Source organism: Pseudomonas segetis (assembly GCF_900188155.1).
Classification (GTDB): domain Bacteria; phylum Pseudomonadota; class Gammaproteobacteria; order Pseudomonadales; family Pseudomonadaceae; genus Aquipseudomonas; species Aquipseudomonas segetis.
This window is the reverse complement of record NZ_FZOG01000001.1, coordinates 785,441-806,436: the sequence shown is the minus strand read 5'-3', so window position 1 is coordinate 806,436 and position 20,996 is coordinate 785,441. Positions and strand designations below refer to the sequence as shown.

Sequence of the window (20,996 nt, the reverse complement as noted above, 5' to 3'; positions counted from 1 at the left end):
GTCGAGGTCCATGCTGCGCCAGCGGATTCGGCTAGAATGCGCAACTGATTTCCCGGACGAACACCATGACCGAGCGAGCACAGCATTCAACCCCGCATCAGCAAGCGATACTCGACTGGGATAGCCAGGGCCATCCGCTCTCTTCGGTGTTTGGCGATGTGTATTTTTCAGCGCAGCAAGGGATTGCCGAAACGCAGCATGTGTTTTTGCATAACAACGCGCTTGAACAGCGCTTTTGCAGCCTCGCGGCGCATCAACAACTGACCATTGCTGAAACCGGGTTTGGCACCGGGCTGAATTTTTTCTGCGCCTGGCAGCTGTTTGAACAGCTGGCCCTTCCCAGCGCCCGCCTGCATTTTGTCAGTGTCGAAAAATACCCCTTGAACCGCGATGACTTGCAGCGAGCATTGGGTCTGTGGCCAGAGCTCGCGCCCTTTACTCAAGAACTGTTGGCTCAATATGTGGCGATTCATCCCGGCTTCCAGCGGTTGCAGTTCGACAATGGACGCATCACCCTCGACTTGTTGATCGGTGACGCTTGCGAAATGCTCAGTCAACTGGATGCACGGGTCGACGCCTGGTTTCTCGACGGCTTTGCGCCGGCCAAGAACCCACAAATGTGGTCTGCTGAACTCTTTGCCGAAATCGCCCGGCTCTCTAGCCCCGGGACAACGCTAGGCTCCTTCACCAGTGCTGGCGACGTGCGCCGAGGCCTGAAAGAAGCAGGCTTTCAAATCAAGCGCGTGGCGGGCATCGGCGGCAAGTGGCATGTGCTCAAAGGCCAGTTTGTGGGGCTGCCCGAGCAGCCAGCAACACCCCTGAACCGGCAGTCCCCTGGCCCGGTTAAACCCTGGTTTGCCCGCCCTGCACTCAAGGCCTCAAGCCGTCACGCCATGGTTATTGGTGCGGGGCTTGCCGGTTGCGCCACCGCCGCCAGTCTCGCAGCCCGTGGCTGGCGAGTAAGCCTGTTGGAGCGCCATTCAGCGATAGCGCAGGAAGCATCCGGTAACCCGCAAGGCGTGCTCTATCTCAAGCTGTCCGCCCACGGCACCGCCCTATCGCGTTTGATCGTCAGTGGTTTTGGCTACACCCGCCGCCTGCTGGAACGCCTTGAAAAAGGCCGGGACTGGAGCGACTGCGGTGTCTTGCAACTGGCGTTCAATGCCCAGGAACACAAGCGGCAAGGCAAGCTGGCCGATGCATTCCCACAAGGCCTGCTGCAACAGGTCGACCAACCCACGGCCGAGCAATTGGCGGGCATCAGATTGCCAGCCGGTGGCTTGTTCTACCCCGAAGCTGGCTGGGTTCATCCTCCAGCCTTGTGCGAACTGCTAAGCCGTCAGCCAAACATCAGTCTGCTCAGCCAGCACAATGCCCTGCAACTGCGTCGTACGGATAACCGGTGGCAAGCCTGGGAGGGCGATCGTCTACTGGCCAGTGCCGACGTTGTGGTCTTGGCCGGTGCTGCGGAAATCAAAGGCTTTGCGCACAGTGCGCAATTGCCGCTGAAACGTATTCGTGGACAGATCAGCAGCTTGCCGCAAACCCCGCAAAGCAGCGCGTTGAGCACCGTCGTGTGCGCTCAGGGCTATGTCGCCCCTGCTCGCCTGCAAGAACACACGCTCGGCGCCAGCTTTGATTTTGACAGCGATGACTTGAGCCTCAACATCGCCGACCATCTGGGTAACCTAGAGATGCTCGAAGAAATTTCCCCCGACCTGAGCAGCCGCCTGGACATTGCGCAGCAAGACCCAAACAAACTGGCGGGACGCGCGGCATTTCGCTGCACCAGCCCAGACTATCTACCCATTGTCGGCCCCCTGGCTGATCAGCAAGCCTTTCTCGACAGCTATCAGGCGCTCAGCAAGGACGCCAGGCAAATACCAGACATTCCCTGCCCCTGGCTGGACGGCTTGTACATCAACAGCGGCCATGGCTCACGGGGATTGATTACCGCCCCGCTGTCTGGCGAGCTGATTGCAGCCTGGCTAAACGATGAGCCCTTGCCTGTACCGCGTGATGTTGCTGAAGGCTGCCATCCGAATCGCTTTATGTTGCGCAAATTGATCCGCAACTTGTGAAGCCCGATACATGGTGGACAAGCTGCGCGTTGTCGCATCCCACGGGACTCGGTGCGCAGGGTGGAAGACGCTTCACCCCTCCACCATTGGCGATGTATCTGAGATTTTTGGTGGACAAGCTGCGCGTTGTCACACCCTACGGGCTCGATGTGTAGGGTGGAAGACGCTTCACCCTTCCACCATTGGCGGCGTATCCCGATAGTTGGGGGACAAGCTGCGCGTTGTCACACCCTACGGGACTCGGTGTGTGGCGTGGAAGACGCTTTACCCTTCCACCATTGGCGGCGTATCCAGATAGTTGGTGGACAAGCTTCGCGTTGTCACACCCTACGGGGCTCGGTGTGTAGCGTGGAAGACGCTTTACCCTTCCACCATTGTGTCCATCTGCTCGATGGGCGGGCTGCTTTGCCTTATCGCGCGCTACTCGTCTTCGCAGAACTCGGCGGCGCGCAACAATGCGGCGGTCAGGTTGTGCCGTTCCCACTCGGGAATCGCCGCCAAACGCTGGTTGAACTCGGGCGGCAGCAGTGATGGCGCACGTTTTAACAGTTCCCGGCCTTGATCACTGATCAACAACCATTGGCGCCGACGATCCTGGTCGTCGCGCTGACGCTGCAACAAACCGCGCTCTTCCAGGCGATCGAGCAAGCCTGAAAGCGTTGCGGCGGTGAGACTCACCCGCCCGCTCAAATCACTTGCGGTAATCCGCGATTCTTTTTCCAGCACCTGCAGAACCATCAACTGCATGGGTGTCAAACCACCAAAGCGGCTCAGGCGCTTGGCATGCACCTCACCGGCCTGCTGCAAGCGCCGCAAGGCTTGGAAAATCGGCATTTCAAATGCAACAACGGATGACAATTTGATTTCAGCTGAAACTTTTTTATCTGCCATTTATCTATCTACTTGTTGCCATAAACTTTGACATGAAAGCATTTTTTTGTTTTGGTGTAAAAGGTTAAGCAAACCAATCCCCAACGGCAATACCGGTAAGGACATATGTGCGGAATAGCTGGAGAACTACGCTTTGATAATCGCCCGGCCGATTTGGCTGCGGTCGAACGAATTACCCATCATCTCGCCCCTCGTGGGCCAGATGCCCACGGCTTTCACAGCCAAGGCCCTATCGCCCTCGGCCATCGCCGACTAAAAGTCATGGACTTGGCGGAGGCTTCCGGGCAACCCATGATCGATAGCGATCTGGGCTTGTCCATGGTCTTCAATGGCGCCATCTACAACTACCCCGAATTACGTGCAGAGCTGGAAACACTCGGCTATCGCTTTTTCTCGGGCGGTGACACTGAAGTGCTGCTCAAGGGCTATCACGCCTGGGGCAAGGACATGCTGCCCAAGCTCAACGGCATGTTTGCCTTCGCTGTATGGGAGCGGGACAGCCAAGAGCTGTTTATCGCCCGTGACCGTCTCGGCATCAAGCCGCTGTACATGTCGCGTACCGGCCAGCGCTTGCGTTTTGCATCGAGCTTGCCCGCCCTGCTCAAGGGTGGCGATATCAGCAACGCGCTCGACCCTGTTGCGCTTAACCACTACCTCAATTTCCATGCGGTAGTGCCTGCGCCTCGCACCATTCTTGCAGGTGTCGAGAAGCTGCCAGCGGCGAGCTGGATGCGTATTGATGCCAAAGGCAAGTGCGAGCAGCAAAGCTGGTGGAAGCTTGATTTCGGCCCACGCCCCGAGGAAGCGAACTACAGCTTTGAAGACTGGCGCGACCAAGTCCTCAATGGCATGCGCGAAGCGGTTTCGATTCGCCAGCGTGCAGCGGTCGATGTGGGCGTTCTGCTTTCGGGCGGCGTTGATTCGAGCATGCTGGTTGGCCTGTTGCGTGAAGCAGGCGTGGAAAACCTCTCGACCTTTTCGATCGGTTTCCAGGATGCCGGTGGCGAGCGCGGCGATGAGTTCCAGTACTCGGACCTGATTGCCGAGCGCTTCGAAACCAATCACCACCAACTGCGTATCGGCGAGAACGAGGTTCTCGATCAATTGCCAGCAGCCTTCCGCGCCATGAGCGAGCCGATGGTCAGCCACGACTGCATCGCGTTCTACCTACTCTCCCGTGAAGTTGCCAAGCATTGCAAAGTGGTACAGAGCGGCCAAGGTGCCGACGAACTGTTCGCCGGTTACCACTGGTACCCATTGGTTGACGGTGCCGAAGATCCGTTCAGCGCCTATCGCAAAGCCTTCTTCGACCGCGAGCACGATGAATATGCCGCCTGCGTACAACCGGCCTGGCTGACCGATGACCATGCCGGTGAGTTTGTTCGCCAGCACTTCGCACAACCCGGCGCCAGCGCTGCAGTGGACAAGGCCCTGCGCCTCGACAGCACGGTGATGCTGGTCGACGACCCGGTCAAGCGAGTGGACAACATGACCATGGCGTGGGGCCTTGAGGCGCGCACGCCCTTCCTCGACTACCGCCTGGCTGAGCTTTCGGCACGGGTACCTGGTCGCTTCAAGTTGCCAGATGGCGGCAAATACGTGCTCAAGGAAGCCGCACGCCAGGTAATCCCGGCAGAGGTGATCGACCGCAAGAAGGGTTACTTCCCTGTACCCGGCCTCAAGCATCTTGAGGGCGCGACACTGGGCTGGGTCCGTGAGTTGTTGACCGACCCGAGCCAGGATCGTGGTGTCTTCAACCCGGCCATGCTCGATAAGTTGCTAAGCAATCCCGATGGCCAGTTGACCCCGCTGCGCGGCTCAAAACTATGGCAAATGGCCGCACTCAATCTATGGCTCAGCGAACAGGGGCTGTAAATCGCGGTCAACACATAGTCACGGTCGCCAAGACCGCTTCACGTTAACCCGACCGACCGTCGGGTTAACGTACATTTTAATAATCCGGAATCAATCCGGGCGATACGCAAAGCAAAGGAACAGTTCCAATGCGAGCCAATGCCTACAACCAGCGCCTTCTTCGCGGCCAAGTTCCGACCTACGAGCGCCTGCAAGCTCGCTTCGCTGAAGACCGCACAACCCAACCCAGCGAACCGGTAGCCATACATTGTGGCTGGGGCCGGCTATTGATTGGCCACACCTTTCCAGATGCCGCGGCACTGGCCAATGAGCTGGTAACCGAGGAGCCTGGCGAGCGTGATATCGCGCTTTACGTTGCCGCGCCGCACCAAGTCCTGGCGCACGCTCCACAACAATTGTTTCTCGACCCATCCGACACGCTGCGCATCTGGTTCACGGATTACCGTCCCGCGCGCCGTGGCTTTCGTGGCTACAACATCCGCCGCGCACAAAATGATGAAGACTGGCAGGCCATCAACTGTCTCTACCAACTGCACGGCATGCAGCCGATCGACCCTGAAAAACTCACGCCTTACGAGCAAGGCGGCCCAACCTACTGGCTGGCTGAAGATCAAGACAGCGGCGCGGTGATCGGCAGCGTCATGGGCCTCAACCATGCACGCGCCTACCGCGACCCGGAAAACGGCTGCAGTCTCTGGTGCCTGGCGGTCGACCCGCACTGCTCGCGCCCTGGCGTCGGCGAAGTGCTGGTTCGTCACTTGATCGAACATTCGATGAGCCGTGGCCTTAGCCACCTCGATCTATCGGTGTTGCACGACAACAAGCAGGCCAAGCGCCTGTACGCCAAGCTGGGCTTTCGCGAGCTGCAGACGTTCAGCATCAAACGCAAGAACGGTATCAACCAGACCCTGTTTATCGGCCCCGGCCCCGAAAGCGAAATGAACCCCTACGCGCGGATCATCGTTGATGAAGCCATGCGCCGCGGTATAGAGGTGAATGTCGACGACGCCGAGGCAGGCCTGTTTACCCTTAACCACGGCGGACGTCGCATTCGCTGCCGTGAATCGCTCACCGACCTGACCAGCGCCGTCAGCATGACGCTCTGCCAGGACAAACGCCTCACCCATCGCACCCTCAGCCGCGCAGGCTTGAGCGTGCCCGCGCAACGGCTCGCCGGGAGCGCTGAAGAAAATGCCGCATTCCTTGCCACCCACAAGCGCGTGGTGGTCAAGCCGGTGGACGGCGAACAAGGCCAGGGCGTGGCGGTCGACTTGCGCAGCCCGACTGAAGTCCACGATGCCATCGAGCGTGCCAAGCCCTTTGATGAGCGTGTACTACTCGAAAGCTTCCATGAAGGTTTTGATCTGCGCATTGTGGTGATTGGCTTTGAAGTGGTGGCAGCCGCTATCCGCTGCCCCGCTGAAATCATTGGCGACGGCCTGCATAGCATTGGCGACTTGATAGACTCGCAAAGCCGCCGCCGCCAAGCCGCAACCGATGGCGAAAGCAAGATCCCCAAGGACGCTGAAACTTTACGCACCCTGCAGGCGGCTGGTCTTGATTACGAAAGCGTCTTGCCGGCTGGCAAGAAAATGTTCGTGCGCAAAACTGCCAACCTGCACACGGGCGGCAGCCTTGAAGACGTGACGGACATCCTGCATCCGGTGCTCGCCGAGGCTGCAGTCCGCGCTGCCCGCGCACTCGATATCCCCGTGGTCGGGCTGGACCTGATGGTGCCAGCAGCCGATCAACCCGAGTATGTGTTTATTGAAGCCAACGAGCGCGCAGGCCTGGCCAACCACGAGCCTCAGCCCACCGCTGAGCGCTTCATCGATCTGTTGTTTCCGCTGAGTCGCGGCGTCAACTGAAGCTGCCGCAGGCGTGCAACTGCACGCCTGCATCCAGGGCTCAGCGCTGATCCAGATTTTTCACCTGCCAGGAGGCTTTAATGCAATCACTCCCAGAGCCAGACCTAGACTACCTGCAGAAAGTACTGCTCGAAATGCTCGCCATTCCCAGTCCAACCGGCTTCACCGACACCATTGTCCGGTATGTGGCCGAGCGCCTTCACGAGCTGGGCATCCCCTTTGAAATGACCCGCCGCGGCACCATTCGCGCCACCCTAAAGGGCAAGCGCTACAGCCCGGATCGCGCCATCTCGGCGCACCTGGATACCATTGGCGCGATTGTTCGTGTGGTGCAGGATAACGGCCGCCTGGGCCTGGCCCCCATTGGTCACTGGTCGAGCCGCTTTGCCGAAGGCAGCCGCGTCAGCGTGTTTACTGATCACGGTGTATTGCGCGGCAGCGTATTGCCGTTGCTCGCGTCCGGACACGCATTCAACACCGCGATCGATGAGCTGCCGGTCAGCTGGGATCACGTCGAGTTGCGCCTGGATGCAATTACCACAACCCGCGCAGACAGCGAGTGCCTCGGCGTATCGGTCGGCGATTTCGTTGCCTTTGACCCACTGCCGGAGTTCACCGAAAGCGGCCATATCAGTGCTCGCCACCTGGATGACAAAGCCGGTGTTGCCGCCCTGCTCGCCTCCTTGAAGGCCATAGTCGACAGCGGTATCGAGCCACCAATTGACTGTCACCCGCTATTTACCATTACTGAAGAAGTCGGCTCCGGAGCCGCCGGCGCCTTGCCTTGGGATGTGAGCGAATTTGTCGGCATCGATATTGCCCCAGTCGCCCCCGGCCAGCAGTCAAACGAGCACGCGGTCAGCGTGGCCTTGCATGACTCGGGCGGCCCCTATGACTATCATCTTTCGCGCCAATTGCTGCGCCTTGCCAGCGAGAACGACATTCCGGTGCGTCGCGACCTGTTTCGCTACTACCACAGCGATGCTCAGTCTGCAGTGACCGCCGGCCACGATATCCGCACCGCCCTGCTCGCGTTTGGCTGCGATGCAACCCACGGCTATGAACGCACCCATATCGACAGCCTTGCTGCGCTCACCAGACTGATCAGTGCTTACCTGCTCAGCCCACCGGTCTTCGCCAGCGACGCCCAACCCGCCGAAGGCTCCCTTGAACGCTTCAGCCATCAACTCGAACATGATGCGCAAATGGAAAGTGAAACACGGGTGCCTTGCGTTGACAGTCTGCTTAACACCTTGGACACCAAGGAAAAATAGCAGCCTGACGGAAACAGGCTGTTGCTCAGGTTCAAGAGTGATGGTCAGCGGCGATGCCAAGGGTTAGCATCGCCGCTGTATTTCCAGTCGCTGATGGAGCGCTTGTGTGTTAATCCCCGCCAATATGCTGCAAGCCGAGACGCTGACCTTGCTGATCGAAGACTTCGTCACCCGTGACGGCACCGACAATGGCGATGAAACGCCGCTGCAAACCCGTGTGCTGCGGGTGCGCCAGGCCCTTGATAAAGGCGAAGCGGTGATCATCTTCGACCCCGAAAGCGAACAGTGCCAACTGGCGATGAAACGTGATGTGCCCAAGGAATGGCTCAATGACCTGGCGGACTCGCTCGACTAGCCGGCACTCAAGGGCTGGAAAATCGCGGCCCGAGCAATATAACCAGTGCCCCCGCAATGCATAACCCGGCGCCTAGCCAATCACTTAATAGTGGGCGGCCCTTCTCGATCAGGCTCAGCCACAACAGCGACGCCACTATATAAACCCCACCATAGGCTGCATACGCGCGCCCCGCATAGCTGGCTTCGATGCGAGTCAGCAACAGCGCAAATAGCACCAAACTGGCCAGGCCTGGCAGAATCCACAGCGGGCTTTTGCCCAGGCGCAGCCACATCCAGAATGCATAGCAACCTGCGATTTCAAAAAGCGCGGCAATAAAGAACCACAGGTAATTCAGCACTGGACTGCCTCGTTAGTTACGCCCGCCACCTTCGCGCTCCCAGGCGCAGCGCACGCGCAAATCGCCCTCTTGCGGGCTATGGAAGTCACCATCGGATTCCCAGCGAAAAGTATGGGTGCCATTTAACTCAGTCTCGAGATGAACCACCGCACTGGCCCAATACAAACGCTTGAGCAGAGCCTCGAACTGCTCAATCCACAGGCTCCACTCGTACTCGACCGACTTATAGCTCGCGCCGAAATGAATCACCTGGGTCTGGTACACAGCCTCGCTCGGGACCTGACAGCAGGAAAACATCTCACGTCCCAGCAAAGGCCAACAATCACTCGTTGGCAACTCGCCAAGCACCTGACGGTTTATTTGCCGACGCAGGCGACTTTCCAGCGCACTATCCGACGGCCAGTCGCGTATACAGCCATAAACGATCGACTCAGACTCCACACCGCCACTCCACTAAAACCAGGCTGCCTTCTATCACAGGCCGTGAAGCGTGACAACGCAAAGCCTGCCCGCTAATTATCTTAGATGCACCGTCAACGGTGGAAGGATAAAGCGTCTTCCACCCTACATACCGAGCCCGTAGGGTGTGACAACGCGCAGCTTGTCCACCAAAAATCTCAGATACACCGCCAATGGTGGAAGGATGAAGCGTCTTCCACCCTACATACCAAGCCCCGAGGGTGTGACAACGCGAAGCTTGTCCACCAATTATCTGGATGCGTCGCCAATGGTGGAAGGGTAAAGCGTCTTCCACCCTACATACCGAGCCCGTAGGGTGTGACAACGCGCAGCTTGTCCACCAAAAATCTCAGATACACCGCCAATGGTGGAAGGATGAAGCGTCTTCCACCCTACATACCAAGCCCCGAGGGTGTGACAACGCGAAGCTTGTCCACCAATTATCTGGATGCGTCGCCAATGGTGGAAGGGTAAAGCGTCTTCCACCCTACATACCGAGCCCGTAGGGTGTGACAACGCGGAGCTTGTCCACCAATTATCTGGATGCGCCGTCAACGGTGGAAGGATGAAGCGTCTTCCACCCTACATATCAAGCCCGTAGGGTGTGACAACGCGAAGCTTGTCCACCAAAAATTTCAGATACACCGCCAATGGTGGAAGGATAAAGCGTCTTCCACCCTACAAACCGAGCCCGCAGGGTGTGACAACGCGAAGCTTGTCCACCAAGCAATTGAAAGAGCCAGCCAAGGTTAGATGGATAAGCCCATCCTGCTACCGGGCCGAGCGGGCGCCGTGGCGCAAGAAGCCAGCGAGCACGGTCATCACCACGGCCATGCCCGTCATCATTGCAAATGGCATTTGGTAGGTACCAGAAGCATCACGTACGAACCCGCTGATCACCGGCATCAAGCTGCCAAAGCTATAGCCCATGAACAACATCATCGCAGTCCAGCGACTGACGTCCAGCGGGGACTCAGCTTCATACAAGGGCAATACCAGGGACAAGGCAAAGGAACCACTAAGCGCAAAACCCAGCGCCACCGCCCATACCTCCGGAAGCAGCCTCGGCATAAAGGCGATCATTGCCAAACACAGGGCCGATGTCGCGCCGCATATCATCAGTAGTATGTAGCGATTATTAAAACGCTGGGCCAACCAAGGCAACAGAAAGGCGCTGGGCAAGCCCATCAACATAATGGTGCCGAACAGGTTATTACTGTGCAGCAGGCTCAGGCCCGCCTCGTGATAACGGGCAACCGCCCAGGTGGCGATGGCATAGAACAACCCCGCCTGCAGGGCAAAAAAACCACTGATCATCCAGGCCCTTGGCTTGGCCCAGGGTAAACCTGCAGGTTGCCCTGCAGTTTCTTCGGTCACTTTTAGGTTTGGCACAAACAGCCACAACACGACTCCAGCGATCCCCAGCAACGCCCAAGCGGCCAGGCCGCGTGACCAATTGTCACCGAGCAACTGCGTGGCAGGCACAGTCAAAACAGCTCCCGCCGCCCCGCCAATGGCCATGCTCAACGAATACCAGGCCACAACCTTGCCCACACGGCCGATAAAATGGCGCTTGATAAAGCCCGACAGCAACGGCCCGGCTATGGCGATCGCTGCCCCCATCACAACAGCACTGCCAATCAGGATAGCGGTCGTATCACCGATCAGGCGAATCGCTAAAGCCCCGGTGATAAGCATGAGACACAGGGTAACGGTGCGCTCCAGACCAAAACGTACCGCTAAACGTGGTGCAAAAGGCGCCAACAAGCCCATGCATAAAACCGGCAGCGCCGTGGTCAAGCTGATCACAGTGCGGCTCAGCGCAAGCTCTTCGGCAATGCGCTCAATCAAGGGAGCGAGGGAAGTAATGCCAGGTCGCAGATTAATCGCCGCAACAATCAGGGCAATCAGCAGCAAGGTCTTTGATGCGGGCTTCACAAGGCGTCCAGTGTCTTCAACGTTAGGTGAGCACGCCACCCTAACTGCCGGCCATGTATTGGGCAAGCCTGAACAGCGGATAACTGACTAAACAGTCAGATTACCTGAAACGCGTTGCCATACAGAAAACACTGGACCTGGCAGAATCAGGCAGGAAGATGGCGTAACATACCCAGGTTGGAAAACTTATGATCAAAGCACTTTGGAAAGTCGCTTTAGCGGAGAAGCATTAATGCGGATTATTGTCACCGGCGGCGCTGGATTTATTGGCTCTGCTGTCGTTCGTCACTTGATTGAGAACACGCAGTGCGTCGTCGCCAACCTCGATAAGCTGACCTATGCAGGCAACCTGGATTCACTTGCTGGGGCCAAGGACTCGCCGCGCTACAGCTTTTACCAGGTCGATATCTGTGACAGCGCGGCATTGGATGCGGTATTTGCGCAGTTCAAGCCCAGCGCCGTGATGCACCTTGCAGCGGAGTCCCATGTGGACCGCTCGATTGACGGCCCCGCCGAGTTTATCCAGACCAATATTGTCGGCACCTACAACCTGCTTGAAGCCACGCGCCGTTACTGGAATGGGTTGGGTGACGATGAAAAGCAAGGCTTTCGCTTCCATCACATCTCCACCGATGAAGTCTACGGCGACCTCGAAGGCACCGACGACCTGTTCACCGAAACCACCGCCTATGCGCCCAGCTCGCCCTACTCTGCCTCCAAGGCCAGTTCAGACCATCTGGTTCGCGCCTGGCAGCGCACCTACGGCTTGCCGGTGCTGCTGACCAACTGCTCGAACAACTACGGCCCCTATCACTTCCCGGAAAAACTGATTCCCCACGTCATTCTCAATGCACTCGCGGGCAAGCCCCTGCCGGTCTATGGCGATGGCTCGCAAATACGTGATTGGCTGTACGTTGAAGACCATGCCCGCGCCCTGGTTGAAGTGGTGAGCAAAGGCGCCGTAGGCGAGACCTACAATATTGGCGGCCACAATGAGAAGCGCAACCTGGAGGTTGTGGAAACCATCTGTGAGCTGCTTGACGAACTGGTGCCGCAGGCTTCAGCCCAGAGCTACAAAACCCTTATAACCTTCGTGAAAGATCGCCCGGGGCATGATCTGCGCTACGCCATTGACGCCTCTAAAATCGAGCGTGAACTTGGCTGGACCCCGCAGGAGTCTTTTGACAGCGGCCTACGCAAAACCGTCCGCTGGTACCTCGATAACCAGGACTGGTGGCAGCGCGTATTGTCAGGTGACTATCGACTTGGCCGACTCGGCGCCGAAATCTAAATGATGTTGCGCGGCTCCGGCCTCGCTTTAGTGAACAACCCAGTTTCGTACAGGACGTTTTTATGAAAGGTATCATCCTCGCTGGCGGCTCCGGCACACGCCTGCACCCCATTACCCGTGGTGTGTCCAAGCAGCTGTTGCCGGTATATGACAAGCCAATGATCTACTATCCGCTGTCGGTGCTGATGCTTGCCGGTATTCGGGAGATACTGATTATCTCCACACCCGAGGATTTACCCCAGTTCCGTAAACTGCTGGGCAATGGCGAAGAGTTTGGTATTGAACTGAGCTACGCCGAACAGCCCTCACCTGATGGCCTGGCGCAGGCATTTATTATTGGCGAGAGCTTTATCGGTGACAGCAGTGTCTGCCTGATTCTCGGCGACAATATTTTTTACGGCTATGGCTTTAGCGCAATGCTTAAAGAGGCCGCAAGCCGGACCAGTGGCGCCACTGTATTTGGCTACCATGTCAGCGATCCGGAGCGCTTTGGCGTGGTTGAGTTCGACAACACAGGCAAGGCCATCTCCATCGAGGAAAAGCCGTCCAAGCCCAAGTCCAACTACGCCGTGACGGGCCTGTATTTCTACGACAACTCAGTGGTCGAAATCGCCAAAAACGTCAAGCCCTCTGCCCGTGGCGAGCTTGAGATCACCGATGTCAACAACGCCTACCTGCAACGCGGCGACCTGCACGTCAGCATGTTTGGCCGTGGTTTCGCCTGGCTCGACACCGGCACCCATGATTCGCTCATGGAAGCCAGCCAGTTTGTGCATACCATCGAAATGCGCCAAGGCCTGAAAGTCGCTTGCCTGGAAGAAATCGCCTACCACCAGGGCTGGCTATCAGCCGAGCAACTATCTGCCCAGGCCCAAGCACTGAGCAAGACAGGCTACGGCCAGTACCTCAGCCGCCTGCTTGAACAGGAGAAAGTGCTGTGAAAGTTATAGAAACTGCACTGCCTGGCGTATTGATCATTGAGCCAAAAGTTTTTGGCGACCACCGTGGCTTCTTCCTCGAAAGCTTCCAGACCGAGCGCTATCGTGACGCGGGGATCGACCTGCCCTTTGTCCAGGACAACCACTCGCGCTCGCAACGTGGCGTCCTGCGCGGCCTGCATTTCCAACGCACGCGCCCGCAAGGCAAGCTGGTCAGCGTCAGCCGTGGCTCGGTGTATGACGTGGCGGTCGATATCAACCCCGAGTCGCCAACTTGCGGCCAATACGTGGGTGTTGAATTGAACGATGAAAACCATCGCCAACTCTGGGTACCGCCAGGCTATGCCCACGGCTTTTGCGTGCTGAGCGAGGTGGCGGATTTTCAGTACAAGTGTACCGACCTGTACTTCCCCGAAGACGAAGGCGGCCTGATCTGGAACGACCCCGAAGTCAATATCCCCTGGCCTATCGAACAACCCTTGCTTTCAGGTAAGGACCAACTGAACCCATCGCTGCAACAACTCATCGAGCAAAAGGGCTAAGCATGCGCGTTTTGATTACTGGCGCCCATGGCCAGGTCGGTCATGAACTTGTCCGCCTGGCCCCTGCTGGCTTTACAGTCACCGGGCTGGGCTCGAGCGAACTGGATATCAGCAACCTGGAACAAGTCGCCAACAAAGCCAGCGAACTCAAGCCACAGCTGATTATCAACGCGGCAGCCTACACCGCAGTGGACAAAGCGGAAACCGACAGCGAACGCGCCTATGCAGTCAACGCCAAGGGTGCCGAGAATCTAGCCACAGCAGCCGCCAAGCTTGGTGTTCCGCTATTACATATATCTACCGACTATGTATTCAGCGGCGACGCCAGCGCGCCTTATAAAGAAACAGACCCAACCAACCCTAGCGGGGTCTACGGCGCAAGCAAACTCGCAGGCGAGCAGGCGGTGGCCAAGCACTGTGCGCAACACATCATCATGCGCACGAGCTGGGTGTTTGGCGCCCATGGCAATAACTTTGTGAAAACCATGCTGCGCCTGGCGCAAACCCGTGATGAACTGGGTGTTGTAGCCGATCAACATGGCTGCCCCACATCGGCAGCCAGCATTGCCAAGGCACTTTGGGCACTTGTCAGCCAATACAGCAACAAGGGCAACCTGAACTGGGGCATCTATCACTTCAGCAACATGCCAGCGACAACCTGGCATGGCTTCGCAGAAGCAATCTTCAGCCAAGCCGTTGCGCTTAAGCAGTTACCGAGGGCGCCTAAGGTTAATCCAATCAATACCGTCGACTACCCAACACCAGCCCGCCGCCCTGCCTGGTCGGTAATGGATTGCAGCCTGATTGAAGAAAAGCTGACTATCGAGCAAAGCGACTGGCGTGAGGAGCTAGCGCAAATGCTCAAGGAAATAGCGATCTGATTCACAATAGAGGAGCAGCAAATGCTCCTCTAAAAGCCCAAACCTTAATTACCCTTGGCCTTCATCTTAGTTGCCATCTTGGCCATTTCGTCATAGAGCATTTGCGGGTTCTGCTGCTTAAGCGTCCAGGCCATGCGCCCTTGTTCGTGCGGCAAAATCATAAACTCACCCTGCTCGACTTGCTGGTAGATGTAGTCGGCAATCTCTTGCGCACTGATTGGCGAACTCTCAAGCAACTTGCCCACTTGGGCTTTCATTGCGGGCGTTGGTCCGCGAAATGAATCAAGCAAGTTGGTTTGGAAGAAGGATGGGCACACAACATGAACGCCTACACCCTGGTCTTTAAGCTCTATCAACAAACTCTCGGAAAGCGCGACAACACCGGCCTTGGCCACGTTGTAGTTACTCATGGCCGGGCCCTGCATCAAGGCAGCCATTGAAGCGATGTTGATGATCTTGCCCTTGCTACGCTCAAGCAAGGGCAGGAAGGCCTTGCACCCTTTCACCACCCCCATCAGGTTGATTGCGATCTGCCAATCCCAGTCCTCGAGCGACAATTCGCTGAAGAAACCACCCGAAGCAACGCCGGCGTTATTGACTATCACATCAATACCACCGAATTTCTCGTCGCAAGCCTGGGCAAACTCAGTTAGCTGGCTGTAATCACGCACATCACAACGCTGGGTAAAGCCGTCGCCGCCCGCCTCGCGTACAAGCCCGAGGGTTTCGGCAAGGCCTGCAGCATTAACATCGGAGAGTGCAAGCTGACAGCCTTCACGTGCCCAACGCAACGCTATTTCACGGCCTAAACCTGAGCCTGCGCCAGTAATCATGATGCGATTTTGCATACGGAGGTCGCCTTATGGTGCTGTGGTTAATGCTAGGCAGTGTACCCAAGGACATAATCCCACCCACGTACCATTAGCCTCCTGAATGATCAGGGCAAACCACAGCAACTCAAGGCTTTATCAAGGCTCGAGGCGACGCTGCTGATGGATCCAATCAACGATTTCACCATCAGGCTTGTATCCGCTTACTGTCTCACGCAGCAGTTGGCGGACGCGACCATAATCATCAGCCGCAACTGAACTAACCAACTCGTTGAGCACCTGCCTGAAGTCATCCCATGCAAGGTGTTCTTCACTGGCACGCATGATCATTGGATGTTCTGTAGGGCTGACATTGTCGCCTATCAGCAACTCTTCATAGAGCTTCTCGCCTGGGCGCAACCCGGTGTATTGAATGGTGATATCACCGTGCGGATTTTTCTCGGAACGAATGCTAAGGCCACTCAAGTGAACCATCTTTTCTGCAAGATCAACGATCTTGACCGGGTGCCCCATATCCAGAACAAAGACATCACCACCCAGCCCCATCGCCCCAGCCTGGATAACCAGTTGAGCCGCTTCAGGAATGGTCATGAAATAACGGGTGATGTTTGGATGGGTGACGGTAACTGGCCCACCTTGGCGAATCTGTTCATGAAAACGTGGAATAACAGAACCCGACGAGCCCAGCACATTGCCAAACCGGACCATGGTGAATCGGGTCTTGTTGACGTGGTGAACCGTGTCATTATCACCAAACAAGACCGGAGCGGACTCCTGGCTCAAAGCCTGCAAAACCATTTCGGCCAGACGCTTGGTGCTGCCCATGACATTGGTTGGGCGCACCGCCTTGTCAGTTGAGATCAATACAAAATGCTCAACTCCGGCTTTAAGTGCAGCCTGGGCCGTGTTGACAGAGCCAATGACGTTGTTGAGCACGCCTTCTGCAATATTGTGCTCGACCATAGGCACATGCTTGTAGGCAGCGGCGTGATAGACCGTATTGACCTTCCAGGTGCGCATCACATCAAGCAAGCGTCCTGGATTGCGGATCGAACCAAGAATGGGCACCAGGTTCAAAGGCAGCGATTCGCGGGCAGCACGTTGCTCAAGCTCTGCATGAATGCTGTATAGGTTGAACTCACTGTGCTCGAACAGAATAAGCGTGATTGGCCCGGTAGCAATAATCTGCCTGCAGAGCTCAGATCCAATGGAACCGCCCGCCCCCGTAACCATCACTACCTGGCCACGGATGCAACGTTCAAACAATGGCTTGCGTGGAGGAACGGCATCCCGGCCAAGCAAATCTGCGATATCAACTTCCTGGACATCATCAACCTTCACCCGACCGCTCGCCAGGTCCATAAACCCTGGGATGCTGCGAACATGCAGCGGGAAGCCTTCAAGGTGCTCCAGGATTTCACGACGCCGAACCCGTGTTGCGGAAGGGATCGCCAAGAGGATCTCTTGCGCCCCAGTCTCATCGATCATTTGCTGGATGTGCTTGGGTTTATAAACCTTGATGCCTGAAATGATGCGCGTGGCGATATCACTGTCATCATCAATAAAGGCGACAGGCCGCATAGCGCGCCCCATGCGCAAGGCCGCCACAAGCTGGTTGCCTGCGGCACCGGCCCCATAAATGGCAACCCTGGGAAGGTTTTCATTCTTGTTGAAAAAAGGCACCTGCTGCGCGGCAACATACCAGTCGCCCATGAAATATTGGCGCATGACCAGGCGCAAGCCGCCGATCATCACAAGGCTCAGCCACCAATAGTTGAAGACAACTGAGCGGGGAACCACTACAGGCGAAGCCTGGTACCAATAGACCGCGAGCGCCAGCAGTAGCGAGGAAATGCTGATCGCCTTGAAGATAGTGATCAGCGCGTCATTGCCGAAATAGCGCATGACCGCACGATACATACCGACCCGGGTAAAAACAGGGATCGCTATCAGCGGAGCTGTTATAAACAGCCATAAGTGCCCCGCGAGTGGGTTAATTGGATTCTCGATACCCAACCTGACAACAAAGGCAAGCCAAAGCGCACCCCAGACAAGGCAGGTATCAACCGCAACCTGCAATAGGCGCTTATACCGCCGCGGAAGCTTGAGTAACCAAATGCGAAGCGTATCCATATATTGTGTGGCGTCCGAATTAAGTGGTCAGTACACGGTTTGCTAACACTGTATTCAATTCTTTTGAGACTCAAGCTCGCCAGCATGAAACCTTATAGCCAGATAAACCAAAGGAGTATAAGCCAGAAGCGTAGCAAAAAAACCATCGATCAAGCCATACGCAACAACCACGGAAATGGGCATCAGCCAAAGCACGTTGATTGCAATAACAGCAAGTGTTACTGATGAATGACTTTTAAAAAATCGAGATGCATGCTGGTAAGCATGACTACGATGGGCTTCGTAAACCTTATCACCACGTAATAATCTTCGGACTAAGGTGAATGTAGCGTCAACAATAAATACACCTAACAAAATTAGCCAGCACCAGAATAGCTGCGGAGCAGCCCAAGCCGCTTGAATCGACATACCACCTAATATAATTCCAAGAAATCCGCTGCCAGCATCGCCCATAAAAATCCGAGCGCGTGGGAAATTCCAATACAGAAAACCGAGAACTGCAAATGCAAGCGTTAAAGGAGCTAGAATTAACGAACCCTGCTCCACTATAACGTAACAAAGTGCAGCTCCAATACTGACACAGACAGCCTCAAAGCTCGCTATCCCGTCTATACCGTCCATAAAGTTATACAAATTAAGCAGCCAGACTAGATAAAATGCTGCTACGACATGACCAAACCATCCCAAATCAATTTTATATCCGGAAAAAACAATGGGAGGAAGGCCATCTAATAAAAAAAGAATCCAAACAGCGGCGGAAAAATGCCCCACTAATCTCCAACGTGCAATAATGTGACCGTGATCGTCTAGAAAACCAAGAAATGCAATACCTAACCCAGCACCCAGTAATGCCCACGCAAACGAGGATGAAACACCCCCCCCAAAAGCAGCAATAGAAAGAAATAATGAAAAGCTTGCAACTATTGCAACACCTCCCCCCCTTGGAGTGGGAATTGAATGTGAACTCCGAGCATTAGGCAAGTCCATCAAGCTATGTACCAATGCATAACGACGCAGAGCACCCGTAAGAAAAACTGCGAGTATTGTTGCTGCGGGTAATACCCACCAGATAGTCATTTATTAAGGCTCCGCAAAAAATCATTGGCTGTTTTACGCAAAGCATTATCAACTGAAACCCGTGGTGCCCAGTCAAGTAAATCTCGCGTTTTGTTAATATCAACCTGTAGAGAGCTACATAAACGCTGGCCAATAGCTTGTTTTCCAATAGCAGTAAAAATCAGCCGTAACAACCAGTTTGGCAGAGGCAATAAATGTGCTGACTTTCCTAAAGCTGTAGCCATTTTTTTAAGTAGTATGGTTGTAGATAAATCTTCACCATCACTTACCAAAAAAATTTGATTTGCTGCAGCAGGATGCTTTAAACAAGTAACAATAAGATCAATCAAATTATCTAACGCAACCATACTGCGCAAATTATTAATAGAGCCGAATGGTAGGGGAACCCCCTTATTCAACCAATGCATCATATTTAGAAAATTTGCCTTTACACCTGGCCCGTAAACTAATACCGGCCGAATAATCACAACCTCCATATCCGTCGTGGCAGCCAAGTCAATTAACTGTTGCTCAGCCTCCATTTTCGATATCCCGTAAGGATCAGTAGGCTTTGGTAAATCATCAGCTTTGTAGGCATGGTTGAGCTCAGTACTTTCACCATTGACTTTGATAGAGCTAATAAAAATAAAACGTTTAATACCAAAAGACACAGCTTGGCGTGCTAAGTTTAAAGTACCTTCAACATTAACCTCACGAAAAGCATTAAGCGGATCGGCAGAAACCTCATTCATCACATGGACTCTAGCTGCTGAATGTACAACAACATCTGAATGTGCAAGTGCTGAAGACCAGTCGGTAGTAGAACCAATATCTCCAACACTGTAACTATCAAAAAGCGCATCATCAGTGCAACTAGCATGTCGATATATAGCAACGGGATGTACCCCGTCTAAAGTACTTAAGCAGCCAAGTAGGTTCTTCCCTACAAAACCGGAAGCACCAGTGACCATGACACGACAAGGCTGATCTTCACCAGGAGTGCAGTGCATCGTCATCTGAAAAAACCCTCATATTCCTGTATGAGTAAATTAGAACAATACTCAGAATCGAAACTTTTAACAGCTCGAGAACAGGCACTTATCGACATATTTGTCCGCAGTACATCATCATCTAATACTTTATGTAAAGCATCGGCTAAAGCTCGGTAATCTTTGACCGGAACAAGAAGACCAGTTTCGCCATCCACAATAGCATCAGATAAGCCATAGATATTAGTACCAATGGTTGGCACTCCCATAGCAGCAGCTTCGATTACTACAGTCCCAAAACCTTCACGATAACTTGGAAGGCAAAGTACGTCAGCTATTGCCATGTATGACTCAGGAGTATCAGAAAATCCAATTATCCGTATGTTGCTATGTGCTATATCATCGCCGAAATTCTCAAATAATAATTTGGCATCAGGCTCGAAAGGGCCGACGACAAGTAATACGACATCATCGCTGAGAGAAGATTGTACACAAGAAAACGCGTCTAAGAGCTCTTGTATTCCTTTATCACGTGTAACTCTACCAACAAATAGGACTACTTTAGAGCACTGGGGTATAGAAAGAGATGTACGAAGTGCTAATCGATCATGGTAAGAGAATCGATCACGACTAAAACGCTTAACATCTACTCCCGCCAAAGAACCAGTACCGACCACTGAGATTTTAGATGGTGAAACGATTCCAGAACTGACTAAAAACTCCCTTTGACTAATACTATCTGTGTAACAGTGAGTATTAAGCATTCCGATTAGACGGTCACACAGCTTTAATAATCTTTGTTTGAGTCCACTCATTGTGACCCAAGGCTGACCTGTGAACGTGTGCAAACGCACGTCCACACGTGCTATCCAACCCGCTATCGCGCAGAGCAAACCGGCCTTAGGAGTTGTCGAATGAACAATATCAAAACGTTGTGCTCGAAAAAGCTTGATGAGCTGAAAAAGACTTTTTAGATCTTTAATCAAACTAATATTACGGCAAATATTAACTGGATAGAACCTAACCCCACCAACTGTACTTAGAGCGCAGGAGTGCTCATCATCGCTGGCGACAACCGATACCTTCGCTCCCGCCCTTACTAAAGCGGATAACTGAGCACTTAACTGAGTAATTACAAAAAAAGGGACTGTTGAAACTCGAGCCACATGTAAGTTACTGATGGCACGTTGACGTCCTTTATTTCCAATTAGCAAACCAATTCCCTTCCATCTGATAAATATTTAAATAATAAAAC

The 20,996-nt window shown here is 54.7% G+C and carries 18 protein-coding genes; 9 read left to right on the top strand and 9 right to left on the bottom strand.

The window, feature by feature from the left end; all coding sequences use genetic code 11:
- The first annotated feature begins 65 nt into the window (after positions 1-65).
- The gene (mnmC, locus tag CHB79_RS03780) at positions 66-2,081 is read left to right on the top strand and encodes a bifunctional tRNA (5-methylaminomethyl-2-thiouridine)(34)-methyltransferase MnmC2/FAD-dependent 5-carboxymethylaminomethyl-2-thiouridine(34) oxidoreductase MnmC1 (RefSeq protein ID WP_089358928.1); all 2,016 of its coding nucleotides are present in this window, start codon (positions 66-68) and stop codon (positions 2,079-2,081) included.
- Positions 2,082-2,501: 420 nt separating this feature from the next.
- Here the strand turns inward: mnmC and CHB79_RS03775 are convergent, their stop codons facing one another.
- A complete protein-coding gene (locus tag CHB79_RS03775; protein ID WP_010483335.1) occupies positions 2,502-2,972 on the bottom strand; it encodes a MarR family winged helix-turn-helix transcriptional regulator in 471 nt (156 codons plus the stop codon).
- Positions 2,973-3,077: 105 nt separating this feature from the next.
- Between CHB79_RS03775 and CHB79_RS03770 the strand changes: the two genes are divergently transcribed.
- The 4 genes from CHB79_RS03770 (at position 3,078) to CHB79_RS03755 (ending at position 8,344) form a co-directional block, all read left to right on the top strand.
- Positions 3,078-4,847, top strand: a complete 1,770-nt coding sequence (locus CHB79_RS03770; RefSeq protein ID WP_089358927.1) for an N-acetylglutaminylglutamine amidotransferase — start codon at positions 3,078-3,080, stop codon at positions 4,845-4,847.
- A 128-nt stretch (positions 4,848-4,975) separates the two neighbouring features.
- Positions 4,976-6,715 (top strand): N-acetylglutaminylglutamine synthetase, encoded by a 1,740-nt coding sequence (ngg, locus tag CHB79_RS03765; protein ID WP_010483332.1) that lies wholly within the window; start codon positions 4,976-4,978, stop codon positions 6,713-6,715.
- An 80-nt stretch (positions 6,716-6,795) separates the two neighbouring features.
- Positions 6,796-7,989 carry an osmoprotectant NAGGN system M42 family peptidase gene (locus CHB79_RS03760; RefSeq protein ID WP_010483329.1) on the top strand — a complete coding sequence of 398 codons (1,194 nt, stop codon included), beginning with the start codon at positions 6,796-6,798 and terminating at the stop codon, positions 7,987-7,989.
- Positions 7,990-8,095: 106 nt separating this feature from the next.
- Entirely contained in the window at positions 8,096-8,344 is a 249-nt protein-coding gene (locus CHB79_RS03755; RefSeq protein WP_010483328.1) for a YheU family protein, read from the top strand.
- A gap of 7 nt (positions 8,345-8,351) precedes the next feature.
- Here the strand turns inward: CHB79_RS03755 and CHB79_RS03750 are convergent, their stop codons facing one another.
- The 3 genes from CHB79_RS03750 to CHB79_RS03740 form a co-directional block, all read right to left on the bottom strand.
- A complete protein-coding gene (locus CHB79_RS03750; RefSeq protein ID WP_010483326.1) occupies positions 8,352-8,684 on the bottom strand; it encodes a YnfA family protein in 333 nt (110 codons plus the stop codon).
- A 12-nt stretch (positions 8,685-8,696) separates the two neighbouring features.
- Positions 8,697-9,125 carry a hypothetical protein gene (locus tag CHB79_RS03745; RefSeq protein ID WP_010483325.1) on the bottom strand — a complete coding sequence of 143 codons (429 nt, stop codon included), beginning with the start codon at positions 9,123-9,125 and terminating at the stop codon, positions 8,697-8,699.
- Between the two features lie 789 nt (positions 9,126-9,914).
- Positions 9,915-11,081 carry an MFS transporter gene (locus CHB79_RS03740; protein WP_089358926.1) on the bottom strand — a complete coding sequence of 389 codons (1,167 nt, stop codon included), beginning with the start codon at positions 11,079-11,081 and terminating at the stop codon, positions 9,915-9,917.
- Between the two features lie 232 nt (positions 11,082-11,313).
- On the opposite strand from CHB79_RS03740, the gene rfbB reads away from it, so the two are divergent.
- The 4 genes from rfbB (at position 11,314) to rfbD (ending at position 14,733) form a co-directional block, all read left to right on the top strand.
- The gene (gene rfbB, locus CHB79_RS03735; protein ID WP_089358925.1) at positions 11,314-12,372 is read left to right on the top strand and encodes a dTDP-glucose 4,6-dehydratase; all 1,059 of its coding nucleotides are present in this window, start codon (positions 11,314-11,316) and stop codon (positions 12,370-12,372) included.
- Between the two features lie 62 nt (positions 12,373-12,434).
- Positions 12,435-13,313: a glucose-1-phosphate thymidylyltransferase RfbA gene (gene rfbA / locus CHB79_RS03730; RefSeq protein ID WP_089358924.1), complete on the top strand. Its 879-nt coding sequence runs from the start codon at positions 12,435-12,437 to the stop codon at positions 13,311-13,313.
- Complete coding sequence (rfbC, locus tag CHB79_RS03725) at positions 13,310-13,852, top strand: dTDP-4-dehydrorhamnose 3,5-epimerase (RefSeq protein WP_089358923.1); 543 nt, start codon at positions 13,310-13,312, stop codon at positions 13,850-13,852. Before rfbA ends, rfbC begins: the two co-directional genes overlap by 4 nt.
- A 2-nt stretch (positions 13,853-13,854) precedes the next feature.
- The gene (rfbD, locus tag CHB79_RS03720; RefSeq protein WP_089358922.1) at positions 13,855-14,733 is read left to right on the top strand and encodes a dTDP-4-dehydrorhamnose reductase; all 879 of its coding nucleotides are present in this window, start codon (positions 13,855-13,857) and stop codon (positions 14,731-14,733) included.
- 44 nt (positions 14,734-14,777) lie between these two features.
- Here the strand turns inward: rfbD and CHB79_RS03715 are convergent, their stop codons facing one another.
- The 5 genes from CHB79_RS03715 to CHB79_RS03695 all read right to left on the bottom strand — a co-directional run bounded on the left by CHB79_RS03715 (position 14,778) and on the right by CHB79_RS03695 (position 20,955).
- Complete coding sequence (locus CHB79_RS03715; RefSeq protein WP_010483317.1) at positions 14,778-15,581, bottom strand: SDR family oxidoreductase; 804 nt, start codon at positions 15,579-15,581, stop codon at positions 14,778-14,780.
- A 120-nt stretch (positions 15,582-15,701) separates the two neighbouring features.
- Positions 15,702-17,696 carry a polysaccharide biosynthesis protein gene (locus CHB79_RS03710; RefSeq protein ID WP_089358921.1) on the bottom strand — a complete coding sequence of 665 codons (1,995 nt, stop codon included), beginning with the start codon at positions 17,694-17,696 and terminating at the stop codon, positions 15,702-15,704.
- 54 nt (positions 17,697-17,750) lie between these two features.
- On the bottom strand, positions 17,751-18,773 hold the full coding sequence (locus tag CHB79_RS03705) for an MraY family glycosyltransferase (protein WP_089358920.1): 1,023 nt from the start codon (positions 18,771-18,773) through the stop codon (positions 17,751-17,753).
- Complete coding sequence (locus tag CHB79_RS03700; protein ID WP_245851333.1) at positions 18,770-19,768, bottom strand: UDP-glucose 4-epimerase family protein; 999 nt, start codon at positions 19,766-19,768, stop codon at positions 18,770-18,772. Before CHB79_RS03700 ends, CHB79_RS03705 begins: the two co-directional genes overlap by 4 nt.
- A complete protein-coding gene (locus CHB79_RS03695) occupies positions 19,765-20,955 on the bottom strand; it encodes a glycosyltransferase family 4 protein (protein ID WP_245851332.1) in 1,191 nt (396 codons plus the stop codon). The genes CHB79_RS03700 and CHB79_RS03695 overlap by 4 nt, the downstream gene beginning before the upstream one ends.
- Positions 20,956-20,996 lie beyond the last annotated feature (41 nt).

Bases quoted from the DNA above. Each gene is read 5' to 3' on its own strand.
- mnmC (WP_089358928.1), top strand. From the start codon at position 66: ATGACCGAGCGAGCACAGCATTCAACCCCGCATCAGCAAGCGATACTC.
- CHB79_RS03775 (WP_010483335.1), bottom strand. From the start codon at position 2,972: ATGGCAGATAAAAAAGTTTCAGCTGAAATCAAATTGTCATCCGTTGTT.
- CHB79_RS03770 (WP_089358927.1), top strand. From the start codon at position 3,078: ATGTGCGGAATAGCTGGAGAACTACGCTTTGATAATCGCCCGGCCGAT.
- ngg (WP_010483332.1), top strand. From the start codon at position 4,976: ATGCGAGCCAATGCCTACAACCAGCGCCTTCTTCGCGGCCAAGTTCCG.
- CHB79_RS03760 (WP_010483329.1), top strand. From the start codon at position 6,796: ATGCAATCACTCCCAGAGCCAGACCTAGACTACCTGCAGAAAGTACTG.
- rfbB (WP_089358925.1), top strand. From the start codon at position 11,314: ATGCGGATTATTGTCACCGGCGGCGCTGGATTTATTGGCTCTGCTGTC.
- rfbA (WP_089358924.1), top strand. From the start codon at position 12,435: ATGAAAGGTATCATCCTCGCTGGCGGCTCCGGCACACGCCTGCACCCC.
- rfbD (WP_089358922.1), top strand. From the start codon at position 13,855: ATGCGCGTTTTGATTACTGGCGCCCATGGCCAGGTCGGTCATGAACTT.
- CHB79_RS03715 (WP_010483317.1), bottom strand. From the start codon at position 15,581: ATGCAAAATCGCATCATGATTACTGGCGCAGGCTCAGGTTTAGGCCGT.
- CHB79_RS03710 (WP_089358921.1), bottom strand. From the start codon at position 17,696: ATGGATACGCTTCGCATTTGGTTACTCAAGCTTCCGCGGCGGTATAAG.
- CHB79_RS03705 (WP_089358920.1), bottom strand. From the start codon at position 18,773: ATGACTATCTGGTGGGTATTACCCGCAGCAACAATACTCGCAGTTTTT.
- CHB79_RS03700 (WP_245851333.1), bottom strand. From the start codon at position 19,768: ATGACGATGCACTGCACTCCTGGTGAAGATCAGCCTTGTCGTGTCATG.